This window comes from Kribbella sp. NPDC023972, from assembly GCF_040639075.1.
Taxonomy (GTDB): domain Bacteria; phylum Actinomycetota; class Actinomycetes; order Propionibacteriales; family Kribbellaceae; genus Kribbella.
In genome coordinates this window covers 486783-504448 of sequence record NZ_JBEZZH010000002.1, presented here as the reverse complement: position 1 = coordinate 504448, position 17666 = coordinate 486783, and the positions used below count along the sequence as shown (strand labels likewise).

The following is a 17666-nucleotide window of genomic DNA, read 5'->3' as shown; positions in this document are numbered from 1 at the left end:
TCACGTCCGCGGTTGGGCGTGAACCGGTAGCGTTCGGGAATGCGAGACCTCGTGTACCCGCCGGTGATCGGCTTCGCGAAGACGGCGTTCAAGGTGCTGGACCTGAAGTTCCAGCTGACCGGGACGGAGAACGTGCCGCGGACCGGCGGTGCGGTGATCGCGATGAACCACATTTCGTACGTCGACTTCGTGCTCGGCGGGTTCGGTGCGCTGCCGAGCAAGCGGCTGGTGCGGTTCATGGCCAAGGAGGTGCTGTTCCGCAACCGGTACTCCGGCCCGCTGATGCGCGGGATGCACCACATCCCGGTCGACCGAGCCGCCGGTACGGCGTCGTACCGGAAGGCGCTCGAGTACCTGAAGGCGGGCGAGGTCGTCGGTGTCTTCCCAGAGGCAACCATCAGCCGGTCGTTCGAGCTGAAGGAGTTCAAGTCCGGCACGGTCCGGATGGCCGCGGCGGCCGCCGTACCGGTGATCCCGCTGATCCTGTGGGGAACGCAGCGGATGCTGACCAAGGACCACCCGCGCGACTTCTCCCGGCACCGGACCATCGCCATCACCGTCGGCGAGCCGATCACCGTCACCCGCGAGGACGACCCGGTCGAGGCGACCGCCCAGCTGCGCTCGACCATGGCCGGGATGCTCGACCGCACCATCCGCGCCTACCCCGAGCAGCCCGCCGGCGCCTGGTGGCTGCCCGCCTCGTACGGCGGCGGCGCGCCCACTCCCGAGGAAGCCGACCGCCTGGACCGGGAGGAGCTGGCCCGCCGGGCGGCCCGAAGGAAGTAGCCAGCTACCGGACAGGACCTTGACCTCGGTGCGGTACGAGGGTACGAAAAGCACTTGTTGATGGAGCAGGAACCTGGGGGGTCCCTGTGCACTCGGCCGGGCGGTGGCGCGCGTGGCCGTCGTACTCAGGTGGGCGGGGGAAGTTGTAGTGGAATCATCCGAAGAGCTGCATCTCTTCGAGCCGGGGATCCTGACCGTGGCACCGCATGTCGCGGAGGACATCCCTGACGTCGGCACGTACTTCCTCGACTGGGCGGTCCGGGACCTGAACCCGGCGCAGGCCCGTGAGGTCGAGGCGGCGATCAACGGACGGCGTTGCCAGAACGGCTGGTTTCCGCTGGAGAGCCTGGACAGCATCGGCAGCCGTGGCTACTGGCGCGGGCCGCTGACGTACCTGGCCCGAATGACCGCCGACGACGGATCGATCGTGCAGGACTGGGCGTCCAGCGGACTGAGCGGCGCGAGCCGGAGCAAGATCGAGGCGACCGCCAACCACCTGCTGTTCCAGCAGGGCCATGCCGCCGCGGCCACCTGGGTGGTGGCGGTGCGACCGCAGGCCTACCTCGACGTGGCCGGCCTCGGTGACCGGCTGGCCGCCACCTGGGAGCTCAACCTGGGCTCTATCCGCCCCAAGGACGTGGCCAAGGCAGTACGCCGCTGGAACCGCTGAGCGGCCTCGCTGTCACTCCAGGATCAGGTGGGCCAGGCCGTAGCAGAGGGCGGCGACCAGCCCGGCCGCCGGGATGGTCAGGACCCAGGCCGTGATGATGCCCCTGGCGACGCCCCAGCGGACCGCGGACAGCCGCTTGGTCGCACCGGCGCCCATCACCGCCGAGGTGATCGTGTGCGTGGTGGAGACCGGCGCGTGCAGGCCGATGGCCATCACGTACAGGACCGTCGCGGCGACCGCCTCGGAGGCGAAGCCGCGAGCCGGGTCCAGGTGGATGATCCGGCGGCCCAGGGTGCGCATGATCCGCCAGCCGCCGGAGTAGGTGCCGAGCGAGATCGCGGTCGCGGCGGACAGCTTGACCCAGAGCGGGATGCTGTCGCCCTTCTCCACGTGGCCGGTGGTCAGCAGGGCCAGGAACATCACGCCCATCGTCTTCTGCGCGTCCTGCAAGCCGTGGCCGAGTGCCATCGCGGCGGCCGACAGCGACTGAGCCAGCCGGAAGCCGCGGGTCACCCGGCCGGGGTGAACGCGCCGGAACACCCAGAGGATCGTGAGCATCAGCGTGAACGCGCCGAGGAACCCGATCGCCGGCGACAGCATCATCGGGATGACGACCTTGTCCAGGATGCCGGACCACAGCACGACGCTGGTCGAGGCGAGCCCGGCGCCGACCAAGCCGCCGATCAGCGCGTGGGACGAGGAGCTGGGCAGGCCGAAGTACCAGGTGATCAGGTTCCAGGTGATGGCACCGAGCAGGGCGGAGAGCACGATCACCAGGCCGTGTTCGCCGGCCGGCGTCTCGATGATGCCTTTACCGACGGTGTCGGCCACCTCGGTGCCGAGGAACGCGCCGACGAAGTTCATCACCGCTGCCATCATCAACGCGACTCGCGGGGTGAGCGCGCGGGTGGAGACCGACGTCGCGATCGCGTTCGCCGCATCGTGGAAGCCGTTGGTGTAGTCGAACGTCAGCGCGATGACGATGACGGCGACGACGAGCGCGAACTCCACGCTCAGCTCTCCTTGACAGCGATCTGTTCGACCGTGTTGGCGACATGCTCGAAGGCGTCGATCGCGGCCTCCAGCAGGTCGACCACGGTCTTCACCTTCATCACCGTCAGCGCGTCGTACTCGCCGCTGAACAGCTTGGCGATGAGCCTGCGGTGGACCGCGTCACCGGTGTTCTCCAGCCGGTTGATCTCGATCCAGTACTCCGCCAGGTCCTTCATGGTGCGCAGCCGGGGCATCGTCTCGGCGGTCAGCTGGGCGGCCCGCTGAAGCACCTCGATCTGCTCCGCGATCTCCTCCGGCAGTTTCTCCAGGGAGAACAGGTGGACCGAGTCGACGGCCTCCTCCATGTAGTCCATCACGTCGTCGAGATCGGAGGCCAGCCGGTAGATGTCCTCGCGGTCGAACGGCGTGACGAAGGTCGAGTTCACCCGGCGGATGATCGAGTGGGTGGTCTCGTCCGCCGCGTGCTCGGCGTCCTTCATCTCGCTGGCGATCTGCTGACTTGACGCCAGCCCAGTTCCCGCTGTACTGCCGAGCAACTCGGCCAGGATCCGGGCCCCGTCGACGAGGTGGCTGGCGGACTCGGTGAAAAGGTCGTAGAACGTCGGGTCGTTCGGACGCAGACGTAACGGCACTTCAAGCTCCGGATGAACGAGGGACAAACCGTGAACATGCTAGGGGGAACGGGCCGCTGACGCGGCATCCGCCTGGCCAACGTACCGCGTGGCGGTGAACTCCCCGCCTGGACACGACCAGTGAGTAACCATTCGACTTCACCGCGTGAGTACGGCGTACAGGTCGAAGAGCCCGACGATCAGGACCAGACCAGCGGCCGCGCGAACCACCCGTTGGTGGCCGAGGGCATGAATCGGGGCACCCCTGGTACGGCGGTACACGGCGCTGACCGCGGCCCAGCAGGCCAGTGCCAGGACCAGTACGACGATGCCGAGACCGGTGCGGACGTCCGACGTACCGTGGCCGGAGGCAAGCAACAGGATGGCGTTCGCGATCAGACCCAGCGCGGTCCGGCGCCAGGCGAGCAGGGTGCGCTCCGGCTGCAGCCCTGGGTCGCGGTTCATCGCCACAGGCTGACCAGGAGGCCGATCAGGCCGACCGCGATGATCGTTGCCCCCAGCACCACCGGGAGCCGGGTCACCGGGAGCCTGCCGCCGCTGCGCATCGCGGTCAGGTTCTGCTGCCACCGGCGGAAGGCGCCGGCCGTGGTCACGATTCCGGCAGTGACCAGAACCACACCGATGATGCGAGCGAGCCAGCGGTCGGGCCCGAGATCGAGGAACTGCACTGCCGACAGGCCGCCGGCGTAGCAGGCCAGTGAGGTCCGCAGGTACGCCAGGTACGTCCGTTCGTTCGCCAGCGTGAAGCGGTAGTCGGGTTCCTGCTCGTCCGTCATCCGCAGCTCACCAGGCCGTGGCTCTCCTTGAGTGTCAGCACGCGCTTCACGCTACTCGTCAACTGCGCGGCGAACGTCTTGTCCTGCTCGGCCTTGGCGACCAGAGCGTTCACCATGGTGGCGGTCAGCCCCGTCTTGGCGTTGATGACGACGTCCCCCCCGGCAGCGACGAACCGGGTCGCCCGCTGGCCCGCAGGTACCGACGCCACCTCCGCGGCCGCTCCGACGTCGTCGGTGATCACCACGCCGTTCCAGTCGAGGTCACCGCGGACCATGCCCTGGATGACGGTCCGCGAGAAGACGGCGCGGTTGTCCGGATCGATCTTGCTGTAGGTGGCGGTGGAGATCATCACCATGTCGGCCCCGGCCTTGAGCCCGTCGGCGAAGGGCTGGAGGTCCGCGTCACCGCGGACGGTGACGTTGTCGACCACACCGGAGGAGAAGTCGGTGTTGCCGCGCACTCTGCCGAGCCCTGGGAAGTGCTTGACCGACGTCATCACACCGGCTTGTTGCATGCCCTTGACGAACGCCTGGACGGGCGGCCCGACCTCCTCGGGGGTATCGCCGTACTCACGATCCAGACTCCCGATGGGGGCATTCTGAGACTTCTGGGAGCTGGGTACGACGTCAGCCACCGGCCCGAGGTCGACGTTGACACCTGCCTGCTTGAGCTGGTCACCCCAGCCCGCCGCTTCGGCGGTGAGCTTGGAGCTCGACCAGGCGCCTTGCACATTCGCCGAGGGCATACGGTCGAAGCCGGAGCCCTTCAGACGCTGGATCTGACCGCCCTCCTGATCCGCGGCGATCAGCGGGCGGATGCCCTTGACCGTGGCGGCCGTGGTCGTGGCGGCCATCTCCGTACGGGTGTGAGAGAGGCTGCCGCCGTTGCCGAGCAGGAGGATGCCGCCTGGCTTCTGCTTCTGCACGACGGGGCGCTGGGACGAGGTCATGCCGTTGGCGCTGATGCCGGTCATGATCAGCTGGGCCGCTTGCTCTCGCAGGGTGAGGGCTTGCAGCTTCTGGTCGATACAGCTGGTCGGTGTCGGTGTCGGTGTCGGCGTTGAGGTTTGTGTGGGCGTCGGGGTGGGGCTTTGCGTTGTGGGCAGTGGCACGGAGGACGACGGCACCGTGCTGGGGCCGGCAGTGGGAGAGTCGGCGTCGCTGCAGCCGGCCAGCAGGAGTGCAGTCAGCGCGACCGCTGCTGCTGTGCGCCTCATGTCAGCGCCGCTCCCACGCGGCCCGGTCGACCGCGTCCCCGGAATGCCTCGCGAGCGTGGCGCAGACGTCGTACAGGTGCTCGATCTGCTCTTCGGTGAGCGCGTCGAAGATGGACTTGCGAACCTCGTCCACGTGACCGGGTGCGGTCTCGACCAGCTTCTGCCGGCCTAGGTCGGTGATGATCGCCACCTGGCCCCGACGGTCGGACTCGATGCCTTCGCGTCGTACCCAGCCGGCCTGCTCCAGCCGGTTCACCGCGTGCGACAGGCGGCTGCGTGAGCCCTGGGTCGCCACCGCGAGCTCACTCATCCGCAATCGCCCGTCAGGCGCCTCGGACAGTCGGACGAGGATCTCGTAGTACGTGTGCGGTATCCCTGCGTCGCGTTGCAGTTGCTGCTCGATCCGGGTGTTCACCACGCGCTGCGCCGCGATGAACGCACGCCAAGCCTGCTGCTCTCTCTCGTTCAGCCACCGGGGTTCCGCCATCCCCGCAGCGTAGCCAGAACCGGTCCGGATCGCTCGTTCAACCTCCTCTGTGCCAACCCTTCGCCCCTTCCGCTTACGTCCGAAGAGCTGGCGGGAGGTCTCTTCGCTTCTTCGGACGTAAGCGGGTTCGCCGCGGCCTAACTCCTGCTGCGTCGGGTGATGGTGAGGCCGACCAGGCGGGACACGACCATGGCGACGTACCCCAGGCCTGCCAGTTGTTCGAGCATGACCACTGATCTGCCCCACGACGTGATCGGGACGATGTCGCTCAGGCCTGTGCTGGACAGCGTGGTGAAGCTCAGGAACAACAGCTCCATCCAGGTACGGTCGGCGGTCGGGTTGGCGGCTGCCGTGAAGCTCCCCGGCACCACCACCTGGACGAACGTGTAGACGTACGCAAAACCCCAAGCCACCAAGGTGAATGTCGCACCGGTCGCGTACAGCTCGTCAGTGCTGACGTCGTGATCGGACAGCATGTACCGCAGCAGGCTGTAGGCGGCGTAGAAGTAGAAGGCCGCGTGCAGTACGGCGGAGACCGCCGCGACCGGCTGAGTGGGGTTGAACGCGTCGACCAGCGAGAGAACCACGGCCGGGATGCCGAGCCCGATATTGACCCAGGTCAGGCCGGGCGTCGCGCGTACCGAGAAGACGGCGAGCACGAGAACGACGATGCCGAGGATCTCGAACGCGACCCGCCCGCCGCGGGAGCCTTCCATCGCGGGGTAGACGAGAACGCCGAGCAACTGCACCAGCAACAACACCGCGGACGGATGCCGCCGAGCATTCGTGAACCAGTTCACCGAACGTCGTCCCCGCTGTCCGGCCCACCATCACGCGCTGGAGCCGCCTGCTCGACCGCCGTCCTCTCGGCAGCCTCTTTCTCACGGGCGTCATCTTCGCGGGAGGCGATGATGGCGGCCCGGCGGGCGAGGCGGTGGCTGCGCCGGATCTCGGCCTCGCGCAGCCGGCGGCGATCCTCGTCGGTCTCCGGGACGACCTGCGGCACCTCCCGCGGCTTCCCGTCAGCGTCGACCGCGACGAACACCAGGTACGCCGACGCCACGTGAACCTCCGGCCCGACGGAGTCCCACCGATCGGCCGTGATCCGTACACCGACCTCCATCGAGCTGCGACCGGTCCAGTTCACCTGACCGCTGAAATGCACCACGTCGCCGACCCGCACCGGCACGAGGAACGTCATCTCGTCCATCGACGCAGTGACCGCGGGACCACCCGAATGCCTGGCCGCCACCACACCCGCGACCGAGTCGACCAGTGTCATGATCACGCCACCGTGCACGGTGCCCAGCAGGTTGGTCTCGTTCTGCGCGGTGATGTGCGACAGCGACAACCGAGTCTCCGAGGTGGGCCGTGACGACGGCGTGCTGGACATCCTGCTCCACTCCTCCAGGCCTGACATGGTGTTGCCGCAGACTATCCGGGCGGTTGTCCACAGGTTCGAAACGACCGGCTGGAACGGGTGCCAATCCTCGTACTTTCTCTGGCGAGGAGGTCGCCACGATGACCATCGACAGCTCCACCGCACGTGCCCAAGACAACCACTCCGACCGGCCCGACCCGGTCCTGATTCCGCTGACCCGCACCCAGGCTGCACGACTGGTGCGCCTCGGTCTGACCGCCGCGGCTCGCCTCGGCCTACAACTGACTTACGAGGGCGGCGCGGCCCTCGTCCCGGTCGAGCCGACCGCGGACAGTCCGATCCTCGGCTTGAGCAACCTGGCTCGCGTCGTCTCCACGCAGGAGGAAGACCGCTGGCCGGCCATGGTCGAGGAGCACTTCGTCCAGGTTCTGCACCAACTGCGCATGGGTCCTCCGCAGCCGCCCACCGATCCCGAGCGAGAGCTGATCCAGCGCCTCGTCCCGCGCCACGCGCTCCCCGCCGAATGGACGGCGGACCGGGTGGACTTCCTCCCTGGCCTGATCTCGGTGCCCGCCACTGCCGACGACGGCGTCGTCACGATGTTCCTCGATCCGTCCGACCTCGGCCTGACCTGGTCCGCCGCCGAGCGGTACGGCCTGGCCAACCTCCGCCGTCTGACTGATCACGTCGAGTACGTCGACCACGACGACATCCGGATCGCCCTCGTCACCGGCACGATCTTCGCCGCGTCCCGAGCCCTCGTCCTCGACACCGTCCTCCGCGAATCCCTCCGCCTCGAGATTCCGCCGTACGGCGTACTCGCGGCCGTCCCCGCCCGCGACGTCCTCCTCATCCACGTCATCCGGGACCTGTCCGTCATCCCCGCCCTAGGCCGGATGCTCAACCTCGCGGCCCGCTGCTATTCCCACTCCCCAGGCCCCCTGGCCCCCGACGTCCACCTGGTAACCCCCACCCTCACCTGGCACCCCGCCACCACCCCGTCCCCCGACAACACCCCACTCCGCCTCTCCCCCCACCTAGACGCCCTGACCAAAACCCTCGCCCTCAACGAGCCCCCACCCACCGCCCGATCCCGGTAACCCACCAAGGGCCGGCACCCACCGCACCACCCCAGCCTGAGTGATCAGGCCGGCAACCCAACCGACCGTGTGAGAGACAAGGAGCTCAGTTGTGTGGAGGCTTGTAATGGCCGGGCCACTCGGCGTGGCGGATTCGGGTGATGGAGCGGATCTCGCCGATCGTCGACCACTCGTCCTTGCCGAGCCGTGCCAGCGGGCGGAGCAACTGGATCTCCGGGTGTCCGTCGACCATCACCGCCGCGTCGATCGCGAGGTGGCGGACCCGGCCGATCACGACCGTCGAATCGCCGAGTTCGAGGGTGGTGTGGAGCGTGCACTCGATCGCCACCGGCGACTCCGCGACGCGCGGTACGGCGACGGTGCGGGAGGGCTCGGTGGTCAAGCCGACGGCTTCGAACTCGGAGATCTCCGCCGGGAAGTTCGTCCCGGTCGCGTTGACCTGCTCGAACAGCGCTTCGGCGGCGAAGTTCACCACGAACTCACCGGTCGCCTCGACGTTGTTCAGGCTGTCCTTCCGCCCGACCGAGGTGAACTGCACCATCGGCGGCTGCACACACGCCACGGTGAAGAACGAGTGCGGCGCGAGGTTGAGCACCCCGTCGGCCGACCTGCTCGACACCCACGCGATCGGCCGCGGCACCACCACGGAGTTCAGCGCCGCATAGAACTCCCGCCGACTGACCGCCTCCGGATCCAGATCCACTCGCACGCCCGCAGTACATCAAATCCGGTGGACGCCACCGCGCCCCGGCACAAGGATCGTGGGACGGATCACACGACGACGAGGGAGGTGCGAGTGCGCGAACACGACGAGTTCCTGGCCCGTGTCACGGCGATAGGCCAACAGCACGATGTCCCGCCAGAGCAGATCACCGAGGTCGCGGGCGGCGTGGCGAACCGCGGGTTCGTGCTCGGTGAAGCCTTCTTCCTCCGTGTAGCGCGACCAGGATTCGAGGACGACCTGCGCAAGGAGGCCGGCGTCGTGCCCGTCGCTCGATCCGCGGGCGTGCTGACTCCGACCATCATCCAGTACGACGACAGCCGCGAGCTGATCGATGCGCCGTACGTCGTGATGGACCGCATCCACGGCATCGAGCACCCCGGCGCACCAGTGGGACTGGCGGAGCAACTCGCCCGGCTGCACAGGGTCGAGCGAACAGACATCCCAGGCGTACCGCAGGACGACGGCGGCGATCCGTGGCTGACCGTCGACGCTCTGGCGGAGCGCGGCTACCTGGATCTCGGTACAGCCAAATGGTTGAGCGGCTGGTTCACTCGCCTGTCAGACCGCTTCGACCGGCACGAACCGAGGGTGCTGATCCACGGAGATGTTGCCGCACACAACCTTCTCGCCGGCCCGGACGGCGAGCTCCGCGCCCTGATCGACTGGGGCGACGCAGCCTGGGCCCCACGCACCATGGACTTCGCCAAACTCCCCCTGGACCACGTGGCCGCCATCCTCCCCGACTACATCCGCGCACTCCGCACGTCCCATCCCGAACAACACCTCGCAGACGAGGACGAGCTGGCCGCCGCCACCCTGTGGTTCCACCTGCACTGGGCCCTGGGCAAGCTCACCGCCACCCCATGGCCGGGCCAACGCCACTGGACCGCACCCCCAGCCAGCCGCCTCCTCGCCCTACTCAAGTTCTTCGCCACCACCCCACCCGCCCCGTGGTCCACCTTGACCTAACGCCATCAAGAAGGCGGGGTTCTGGGTGTCAGAGATGGGGTTTCTGCCGTAAAACAAGGGGGTTTGAACTTGTTGTGACATGAGGCAGACTGAGGTCTCGTGACTGATTACGTAGCCGCTCAGGACCGGTACGACGACCAGATGGCCTATCGGCGGACGGGACGCAGCGGGCTGCAGCTGCCCGCGATCTCGCTCGGGTTGTGGCACAACTTCGGCGACGACAAGCCGTTCGCCACGCAGCGCGACATCCTGCGCCGGGCGTTCGACCTCGGCGTCACGCACTTCGACCTGGCGAACAACTACGGTCCGCCGTACGGCTCGGCGGAGACGAACTTCGGGACGCACTTCGCCCGCGACTTCAGGAAGTACCGTGACGAGCTCATCCTGTCGACCAAGGCCGGGTACGACATGTGGCCGGGTCCGTACGGTCAGGGTGGCGGCTCGCGGAAGTACCTGCTCGCCTCGCTGGACCAGTCGCTGAGCCGGATGGGCCTGGACTACGTCGACATCTTCTACTCGCACCGGTTCGACCCCGACACCCCGCTCGAGGAGACGATGGGCGCGCTCGATGCCGCGGTCCGCTCGGGCAAGGCGCTGTACGCCGGGATCTCGTCGTACTCGGCGGACCGGACCCGGGAGGCGGCGCGGATCCTGCAGGAGCTGGGGACGCCGTTGCTGATCCACCAGCCGTCGTACTCGATGCTGAACCGGTGGATCGAGGAGGACCTGCTGGACACCGTCGGTGAGCTGGGTGTCGGCGTGATCGCGTTCTCGCCGCTCGCGCAGGGTGTCCTGACCGATCGGTACCTGGACGGCGTGCCGGCGGACTCGCGGGCGGCGCAGGGGAAGTCGCTCGCGCCGGAGTCGCTGACCGAGGAAACCCTGAAGCACGTCCGCGCGCTCAACGAGATCGCCAAGCAGCGCGGCCAGTCCGTCGCGCAGCTCGCACTCGCCTGGACGCTGCGCGACGACCGCGTCACCAGCGCGCTGATCGGCGCCTCCAGCGTCGCGCAGCTGGAGAACAACCTGGCCGCGGTCAAGAACCTGAAGTTCACCCCCGAAGAGCTCGAAGCCATCGACGCCGACGCCGTCGAGGCCGGCATCAACCTCTGGAAGAAGAGCTCCGACGCCTGAGCCGGCGGAGGAGAAGTAGCCCAAGTACGGCGGCCGAGACGGCCACCGCGGCAAGACCGGCAGAGCGCCAATACGACGAACTGCCGGGCGTCGCCGCGGTGGCCGTCGGCCCGTTGTCGTCCACGTGGTTCGGGGCGACGGCGGGCGCATCGGCCCGCACCGGCTCGAGGGTGACGTCGTTGCCGGTGCCACCCTTGTAGGTGATGGCGTACCGCGATCCACCCAGGGTGACCTTGGCACCCTCGGGGAGGCCGGTGAAGGTTCCCGTGACGGGCGCGGCGCCGGCGTTGTCGATCAGCGTGATCCCAGAAGCCGTCACGCCAGGCTCGGCAGTTGCGCCGGCTCGGGGAGTTGCGCCGGGCTTGGGAGTTGCGCGGGTGAGGTGGAGGGTGCCGGACAGGGTTACTTTGCCGGTGATGCGTGGGGGTTTTGTGGTGAGCGGGAGGGTTAGTCGTCCGGTACGCGTCTGGGTGAAGTTGCCGGTCACGGTGAAGGGGCCGGTCAGGGTGCCGGTGTTGACCAGGGTGCCGCCCGAGAAGGTTCCGGCGAGGTTCGATCTGCCAGTCAAGTTCACGACAGCGCGCCGGTTCGAGGTGAGCCTCGTACCCGCGGCCATCGTGAGATTGCGCAAGTGATGGTTCCCGGCGGCGGTCAGGTCCAAGCGAGCGCCCGCACGAGTGAGGGCGACACCGCTGCTGCTGCGCAAGCTCCCGCCGACCACCGCGAGAGTGCCCCGGGAGATCGTCGTGCGGCCTGTGTAGCTCAGATCCCCGGTCAAACGGGTGGTAGCTCGGCCTGCCTGCACAAAGGACCCTGTGCCGCTGATCTTCGACAGTGAGATCGGGCTCCGCACGTTCTGCACGACCAGCGAGCCGTCGTTCACGACCTTGAACCGCGAAGCCTTCGTCAGCAGACTGCCGTCGCCGCCCGGCCGCCCGCTGCCCAGCCGCAACACCGCCCCACGCTCGATCGTCGTCGAGCCGTCGTAGTACTGATCCGCCGCGAACGTCACATCGTTGCCGCGAACGCCCTTGATCACGATGTCCCCGGCGCCCGGCGACTTGAGCGTGTCGTGGAACACCCCGCCACCGATCGGCGCGCCCAGCGTCACCGGCCCGTTGTAGGCAAAGGTGAGTTTGGACCGGGATCGCGCCGCCAGCAGGTTGATGTAGACCGTGTCCGCGGTACCGGGCATGAAGATGTCGTCGGTCGTGCCGTCACCCCACTGGACGTCGGCGCCCTTGATGTTGGTCCCGCGCTTGTTGCGGTCGTGCGGGATCTTGCGCCAGTTCAGGCCCGGATCGCTGAGCGACGGGTCGGTGTCGCCGCCTCGATCGGAGTAGCTGTACTGCCCGGTGAGCACCACTTTCCCGCCCGGTCGCGACTGCACGTTGATGTCACTGCCGTACTCGCGCTGGTAGAAGGTCTGCCGCAGTACGACGGTCTGGTCCAGCGGAGTGTCGATCGTCCAGGTGCCCTGGTTGAGGACGGCACGCGCATTGGGCAGCGACACCGCGGACTCCGGCTTACCGGCCGCTGTACCGGTGCCGTTGTCGATCACGCCGGAGAAGGGCTGCCTGCCGGTGAGATCGAGCGTTCCCCACAGTGACCGCGGCTGCGTGACCAGGCCGGAGCCGCTGATCGTGCCGAGGTTGAAGGCTCGGGTCAGCGACAGTCGCAGGGTGCCGTTGACCTCGATGTTGTCCTGGTTGAGCTGGAAGCCGGGCGTGTTGTACGGGAATCGCCCGATCAGCCCGGTGCTGCCACCGTTCCCGTACTGCAGGGTGGCGCCGCGGTCGACGATCACCGCCGGCGGGTCGGGGTTGCTGACGACGACGTACGGATGGTTGCCGCCGAGGATCCTGACCCGCTGCCGCTGCCGGGCCCGAGGCAGGACGAAGGAACTGTCACGCGTCAGGATCAAGGTCCCCTGTCCACTGATCCGCAGCGTGCCTTCGCCGCTGATCACACCGTCGTACGTCGTCGTCCCGGCGGGCACTGTGATGACGGCGGCACCGGCCAGCGTGACGTCCTGGCCAGCCAGGATCTGAGTCGTGATGTCGCCGGTGCCCACTGCGTCCGCGGAGGCGGGCAGCAACGTCATCAGCAGGACCGGTACGGCGAGCAGGACGCACAGACGGCGCAGCACGATGTTGTGTCTCCTCGGTCGGGGGCGCGCCACACCCTATGTGGAAAGGACCTTGGCTCCGACCGGATCAGCGAACCCTTCACACAATCCTGTTACATGATGTGGACCGGGAGGTGGTCCACAGATGCCGGAGAAGCTGTCACCGCGTCTTGCCGCGGTGGTCGACGCACTGCCGCTGAAACGCGGTCTACGAGTACTGGAGATCGGCTGCGGTCCCGGAGCCGCGGCCCGAGAGGTGGCCAGGCGCGTCGGTCCGACCGGACACGTGCTGGCGATCGACCGCTCGTCGAAGGCCATCGCGCAGGCATCCGCAGCATCGGCGGACCTGATCGCGACCGGAGTGCTGTCCTTCCGGCAGTCGGCGATCGAGACCTTCGCACTGGCGGCGGACGAGGCTCCGTTCGACCTCGCGTTCGCCATCCGTGTGGGCGCCCTGGACGGCCGCCATCCGGACCTCGAGCAGCAGGCACGCCAGCGGATCGCTCACGCGCTGTCACCCGGCGGACGGCTGTTCATCGACGGCGGTGACCCGCTGCGCACGCTGGATCTGTGACCAGCGGGACGGTTGGGGTCACGGAGCGCGGTGGGACGGTTGCACTCCCCAAAGGTTGGGCACACGGTGGAGTGAAGAACCCTGGAGGTGGTTTCCATGACCGCTTCGACGCTCGAAATGGCCCTGACCTACGAACATGCCCGCATCCGTGAGCTGGCCGAGCCCGCTCAGCATCCGGAGGCCGCGCACCCGGAGCGCAGGCATCGGACCGACTGGTTCTACGCCATCGCCGCCCAGCACCTCGCCGCTGCCGAGGACGTCCTTCTCCCGCACGTACGACGCCTGCCCGACGGCGCCGAGCTGGTCACCAGGTACCTCGGCAACGCGAAGGAACTGGAGCGGTCGCTGCGGTTCCTCAAGGGACGCCAGTACGGCGACAGCCGCATGCAAGACCTGACGACGCTCGAGGTGTGGGAATCGATCGACTGGCTGCTCACGCAGCACGAGGACCTGGAGACGGAGTACAGCCAGCGGCTGAGCGAGCAGATGGACGACGCGGATGTGAACACTCTGACCGAGGAGTTGCTGGAGGCGGAGGAGGTCGCTCCGACGCGGGCGCATCCGTACTCACCGCACACCGGGATGGCCGGCAAGCTGGCGCACCGTATGTGGCGGGTGGCCGACACCGCGTGGGACAGCGCGGAGGGTCGCGTCGTACCGACGAAGTACCACGTCCACCCGAAGCGCGACTCGGCTCTGTCGCACTATCTCTACGGCACGCCGATGCCGGAGACCGAGGAAGACGCGCCGTAGACAAGCGACCGGGCCCGGGTCCTCCGGATGCCTCCGGAGGGCCGGGCCCGGTCTGCCTGCTCCCCCTGCGCCTGGTTGTGGGAGCCGGCTTGAGTCCCGCCTCCACTGCGCCTGATGTGTGGAGGCGGGACTTACGTCCTCCCCCGCTGCGCCTGGTGTGCGGGGGAGGACGGTCCGGTTATCTCAACCCGTCGATCGCCTTCTTCGCTCCCGGGTGCACGGGCACCGGATCGGTCTTGTCGGCGTTCGCGAGGTCGATGCCCTTGGCGGCAGCGTTCACCGCGACCAGGGCGTCCTTGTTCTCGTAGATGACCTTGGTCAGCTGCTCGGCCAGCTCGTCCTTCATGTTCTTCCGGACCAGCAGCACGTTCGGTACGACGATGGTGGCGACGTCGGCCGGCTGCTTGTACGTCGCCGCCGGGATCGGCGCCTGGGAGTACACCGGACCGTACTTCTCCTGCATCTTCGGCAGCAGGTCCACGATCGGGATGAGCTTCACGTTCTTGCCCATGCTGGTGGTCAGGTCGGTCATGCCGCCGGTCGGCAGGCCGCCGGACCAGACCAGGGCGTCGATCGAACCGGACTTCATCGCGTCCACCGACTCCGGCAGGCCGAGCCGCTGCGCGGTGACGTCCTTGGCCGGGTCGAGGCCGGCCGCCTCGAGCAGGCGGCGGGCGATCACCTCGGTGCCGGAGTTCGGTGAACCGGTCGAGACCCGCTTGCCCTTGAGGTCGGCGATGGTGTTGATGCCGGCCGACGTACGGACCGCGACCTGCGTGTAGTTGTTGTAGAGCTTGGTCAGCGCGACGACGTCCTGCGGCTGCTGGAAGCTGTTCTCGCCCTTGACCGCGTCGGCCGCGGTGTCACCGAGGGAGAACGCGATGTCGTAGTTCCCCGCCACCAGGCCCTGCACGTTCTGCACCGAGGCGCCGGTCTCGCTCGCGGTCGCCCGGTAGCCGGAGACCTTCTGCGAGATCAGCGACGCGAGCGCGCCGCCCAGCTGGTAGTAGACGCCGGTGGTGTTGCCAGTGGCAATGGTCAGCCGGCCGCCGTCGGCCGAACCGGAGCCGGAGGGTTCCCGCTGACCGCCGCAGGCGACCAGCGAGGCGGCAGCGGCGAGCGCCACCACGGCGGTGGGGAGACGACGGATTCTCATGAAGCGACGGATCCTTCCGTTGGTCCGGCATCTGACCGGGGCGGTGGGGTGGGGTCAGCCTTCGTGCTGCGCGAGCGCCGGATCAGGTTGATGACTACGGCAACAATTAGCAAACAGATTCCGGCCGTAATGGTTACGGGCGCGAGATAGAGCAACAGCAGGGCGGCCGGAACGCACAGCAGCCGCTCGACCCACGAGGTGGCCACCAGGATCCAGCCGCCGGTCACCACCGCGAGCGCCGCGACGGCCAGCATCGAGACCGCGAGCGTCCACAGCATGCCAACGAATGAGCCCTGGCCCAGCAGCCGCGCGCCGTTGTCGGTGAGCACGAACGCGAACGGCACCAGGAACGCCGGCAGCGTGTACTTCCACGCCTGCCACATCGTCGGCATCACCCTCCCGCCGGTGATCGCGGACGTGGCCACCGCGGCCAGCGCGGTCGGCGGCGACACCTCCGACAGCACGGCGTAGTAGAAGATGAACATGTACGCCTCGGGCTGCGTCACCCCGAGCTCTACCAGGGCCGGCGCGATGATGACCGCGGCGATGATGAAGGACGCGGTCACCGGCACCGCGAGTCCGAGGATCAGCACGGCCAGCGCCGACAGGACGACGGTCAGGATCAGCACCACGGTGTGGTTGTCGGTCAGCCCGCGAGCCGCACCGACGATGATCTCGGCCAGATTGAGTCCCAGACCGGTCTGGGTGGTGACCGCGACGATCACGCCGGCGGTCGCACAGGTGGCCGCCACCGGCAGCACCGAACGGGTGCCCTGGGCAAGCGCTTTGAACAGCCGTCCCGCGGTCAGCCGGTGCTCGCGGTCCAGGAACGACAGCCCGAACTGGATGATCACCGCGTAGACCACGGCCTTGAACGGCGGTACGTCGACCGCCATGAAGCCGATGATCACGAACAACGAGAGGAAGTGATACCCGAACCGCAGCAGCAGCCGCAGCGCCGACTTGTCCGAGGTCTCGGCCGATCTGGTCCCGTGCCGGCGGGCGTCGATCTCGATCGCGAGCAGGATGCCCAGGTAATACAGGATCGTCGGGATGACGGCGTACCCGAGGACCGTCAGGTAGGACACCTGCAGGAACTCGGCGATGATGAACGCGGCCGCGCCCAGCGTCGGCGGTGACAGGATCGCGCCGATACCGGAGGCAGCCAGCATTCCGCCTGCCGGTTCGGGCGGATACCCCGCGCGCCGCAGGATCGGCCACGAGACGGTGCCGAGGGAGACGGCGGTCGCCGTACCCGAGCCGGACACGCTACCGAGCAGGAAGCCCGCAAGAGTGACCGTGCGACCGGGCGCCGTACGGCTGCGCTTGAACGCGGCGAACGACAGGTCGATGAAAAACTTCCCCGCACCGGAGTAGTCCAGTACGGCGCCATAGATCGTGAACAGCACGATGTAGCTGGCCGCAACGCTCAAAGGCGTTCCGTAGAACCCGGCCGTGCCCATGGTGAACTGCGCGATGATCGCGTCGAAGTTGAAGCCCTGATGCGCCAGCGACCAGGTGTAGGGCAGGTATCCGCCGTAGTACGCGTAGGCGATGAACAGCAGACTGACGACCGGCAGCACCCATCCAGTGGTACGGCGACATGCCTCGAGCAACAGCAGCAGCAGGAGAGCGCCGACCAGCACATCAAGAGTGGTCGGGGCCTGCCGGCGTTCCAGATAACCGTCGAAGTCGAACAGCGGATAGACGCACACCGCGAACGCGATGACGGCCAGCACCCAGTCGCTGACGCCGGGATCGTCATGCGACCGGTTCCTGAACGGATTGAGGAACGCGGGGACCTTCCAGCCCCGGTAACACAGCAGCGTGATCGGCAGAACGGCTGCGAGAAAGATCACCAAGTAAAACTGGGTGCCTTGTGGTAAAGGGAAGAACACCTGCAGCAGCACGCCGACACTGACAATTGCGCACCAGACCGCAATGCCCAGATCCAGGACAGGACGAAGCCGCCGAGCGGGCCGTTCCTGCTCGTACTCGGCGAGTTCTTCTTCGGAGGGCGTGACCACGCCGCCCCCCGTACCGACACCGACAGTCATCTACCGGTTCCCTCCTGTGCCCGGAAGGCTAATGTTGCCGAACACTGCGTGGAGTCGCGTGATTACGTCTTTACCAAGATCTGACACACATGAGCGCCTCCTGGCCTA

General features: G+C 67.7%; 19 protein-coding genes. 7 read left to right on the top strand and 12 right to left on the bottom strand.

Going from position 1 to position 17666, the window contains the following annotated elements:
- Nucleotides 1-39: 39 nt before the first annotated feature.
- Nucleotides 40-786 (top strand): lysophospholipid acyltransferase family protein, encoded by a 747-nt coding sequence (locus AB0F43_RS11555; RefSeq protein ID WP_360473948.1) that lies wholly within the window; start codon nucleotides 40-42, stop codon nucleotides 784-786.
- A 148-nt stretch (nucleotides 787-934) separates the two neighbouring features.
- On the top strand, nucleotides 935-1456 hold the full coding sequence (locus AB0F43_RS11550; protein WP_360473946.1) for a hypothetical protein: 522 nt from the start codon (nucleotides 935-937) through the stop codon (nucleotides 1454-1456).
- 12 nt (nucleotides 1457-1468) lie between these two features.
- Here AB0F43_RS11550 and AB0F43_RS11545 read toward each other — a convergent pair whose 3' ends face one another.
- The 8 genes from AB0F43_RS11545 to AB0F43_RS11510 form a co-directional block, all read right to left on the bottom strand.
- On the bottom strand, nucleotides 1469-2467 hold the full coding sequence (locus AB0F43_RS11545) for an inorganic phosphate transporter (protein WP_360473944.1): 999 nt from the start codon (nucleotides 2465-2467) through the stop codon (nucleotides 1469-1471).
- A 2-nt stretch (nucleotides 2468-2469) separates the two neighbouring features.
- Nucleotides 2470-3102 carry a DUF47 family protein gene (locus AB0F43_RS11540; RefSeq protein ID WP_360473942.1) on the bottom strand — a complete coding sequence of 211 codons (633 nt, stop codon included), beginning with the start codon at nucleotides 3100-3102 and terminating at the stop codon, nucleotides 2470-2472.
- 138 nt (nucleotides 3103-3240) lie between these two features.
- On the bottom strand, nucleotides 3241-3546 hold the full coding sequence (locus tag AB0F43_RS11535) for a DUF202 domain-containing protein (protein WP_360473940.1): 306 nt from the start codon (nucleotides 3544-3546) through the stop codon (nucleotides 3241-3243).
- On the bottom strand, nucleotides 3543-3878 hold the full coding sequence (locus AB0F43_RS11530; protein WP_360473938.1) for a DUF202 domain-containing protein: 336 nt from the start codon (nucleotides 3876-3878) through the stop codon (nucleotides 3543-3545). Before AB0F43_RS11530 ends, AB0F43_RS11535 begins: the two co-directional genes overlap by 4 nt.
- Nucleotides 3875-5095 carry a glycoside hydrolase family 3 N-terminal domain-containing protein gene (locus AB0F43_RS11525; RefSeq protein WP_360473936.1) on the bottom strand — a complete coding sequence of 407 codons (1221 nt, stop codon included), beginning with the start codon at nucleotides 5093-5095 and terminating at the stop codon, nucleotides 3875-3877. Before AB0F43_RS11525 ends, AB0F43_RS11530 begins: the two co-directional genes overlap by 4 nt.
- A 1-nt stretch (nucleotide 5096) precedes the next feature.
- Nucleotides 5097-5582, bottom strand: a complete 486-nt coding sequence (locus tag AB0F43_RS11520) for a MarR family transcriptional regulator (RefSeq protein WP_360473934.1) — start codon at nucleotides 5580-5582, stop codon at nucleotides 5097-5099.
- Between the two features lie 137 nt (nucleotides 5583-5719).
- Nucleotides 5720-6382 carry a potassium channel family protein gene (locus AB0F43_RS11515; protein WP_360473932.1) on the bottom strand — a complete coding sequence of 221 codons (663 nt, stop codon included), beginning with the start codon at nucleotides 6380-6382 and terminating at the stop codon, nucleotides 5720-5722.
- Nucleotides 6379-6975, bottom strand: coding sequence for an acyl-CoA thioesterase (locus tag AB0F43_RS11510; RefSeq protein WP_360473930.1), 597 nt, complete (start codon nucleotides 6973-6975; stop codon nucleotides 6379-6381). The genes AB0F43_RS11515 and AB0F43_RS11510 overlap by 4 nt, the downstream gene beginning before the upstream one ends.
- A 128-nt stretch (nucleotides 6976-7103) precedes the next feature.
- Here AB0F43_RS11510 and AB0F43_RS11505 point away from each other — a divergent pair, with 128 nt between their 5' ends.
- The gene (locus AB0F43_RS11505) at nucleotides 7104-8063 is read left to right on the top strand and encodes a hypothetical protein (RefSeq protein ID WP_360473928.1); all 960 of its coding nucleotides are present in this window, start codon (nucleotides 7104-7106) and stop codon (nucleotides 8061-8063) included.
- 85 nt (nucleotides 8064-8148) lie between these two features.
- Here the strand turns inward: AB0F43_RS11505 and AB0F43_RS11500 are convergent, their stop codons facing one another.
- Nucleotides 8149-8772 carry a flavin reductase family protein gene (locus tag AB0F43_RS11500; protein ID WP_360473926.1) on the bottom strand — a complete coding sequence of 208 codons (624 nt, stop codon included), beginning with the start codon at nucleotides 8770-8772 and terminating at the stop codon, nucleotides 8149-8151.
- Nucleotides 8773-8859: 87 nt separating this feature from the next.
- Between AB0F43_RS11500 and AB0F43_RS11495 the strand changes: the two genes are divergently transcribed.
- Nucleotides 8860-9756, top strand: coding sequence for an aminoglycoside phosphotransferase family protein (locus AB0F43_RS11495; protein WP_360473924.1), 897 nt, complete (start codon nucleotides 8860-8862; stop codon nucleotides 9754-9756).
- Nucleotides 9757-9855: 99 nt separating this feature from the next.
- The gene (gene mgrA, locus AB0F43_RS11490) at nucleotides 9856-10890 is read left to right on the top strand and encodes an L-glyceraldehyde 3-phosphate reductase (protein WP_360473922.1); all 1035 of its coding nucleotides are present in this window, start codon (nucleotides 9856-9858) and stop codon (nucleotides 10888-10890) included.
- Here the strand turns inward: mgrA and AB0F43_RS11485 are convergent.
- Nucleotides 10859-13039 carry a hypothetical protein gene (locus tag AB0F43_RS11485; RefSeq protein ID WP_360473920.1) on the bottom strand — a complete coding sequence of 727 codons (2181 nt, stop codon included), beginning with the start codon at nucleotides 13037-13039 and terminating at the stop codon, nucleotides 10859-10861. The genes mgrA and AB0F43_RS11485 overlap by 32 nt on opposite strands.
- A 124-nt stretch (nucleotides 13040-13163) precedes the next feature.
- Here AB0F43_RS11485 and AB0F43_RS11480 point away from each other — a divergent pair, with 124 nt between their 5' ends.
- Entirely contained in the window at nucleotides 13164-13592 is a 429-nt protein-coding gene (locus AB0F43_RS11480; RefSeq protein ID WP_360473918.1) for a methyltransferase domain-containing protein, read from the top strand.
- A 96-nt stretch (nucleotides 13593-13688) separates the two neighbouring features.
- Nucleotides 13689-14345 carry a hypothetical protein gene (locus tag AB0F43_RS11475; RefSeq protein WP_360473916.1) on the top strand — a complete coding sequence of 219 codons (657 nt, stop codon included), beginning with the start codon at nucleotides 13689-13691 and terminating at the stop codon, nucleotides 14343-14345.
- 178 nt (nucleotides 14346-14523) lie between these two features.
- On the opposite strand, the gene AB0F43_RS11470 is transcribed toward AB0F43_RS11475, so the two are convergent.
- Both AB0F43_RS11470 and AB0F43_RS11465 read right to left on the bottom strand, forming a co-directional pair.
- A complete protein-coding gene (locus AB0F43_RS11470; RefSeq protein ID WP_360473914.1) occupies nucleotides 14524-15501 on the bottom strand; it encodes a TAXI family TRAP transporter solute-binding subunit in 978 nt (325 codons plus the stop codon).
- Nucleotides 15498-17558, bottom strand: a complete 2061-nt coding sequence (locus tag AB0F43_RS11465) for a TRAP transporter fused permease subunit (RefSeq protein ID WP_360473912.1) — start codon at nucleotides 17556-17558, stop codon at nucleotides 15498-15500. Before AB0F43_RS11465 ends, AB0F43_RS11470 begins: the two co-directional genes overlap by 4 nt.
- Nucleotides 17559-17666 lie beyond the last annotated feature (108 nt).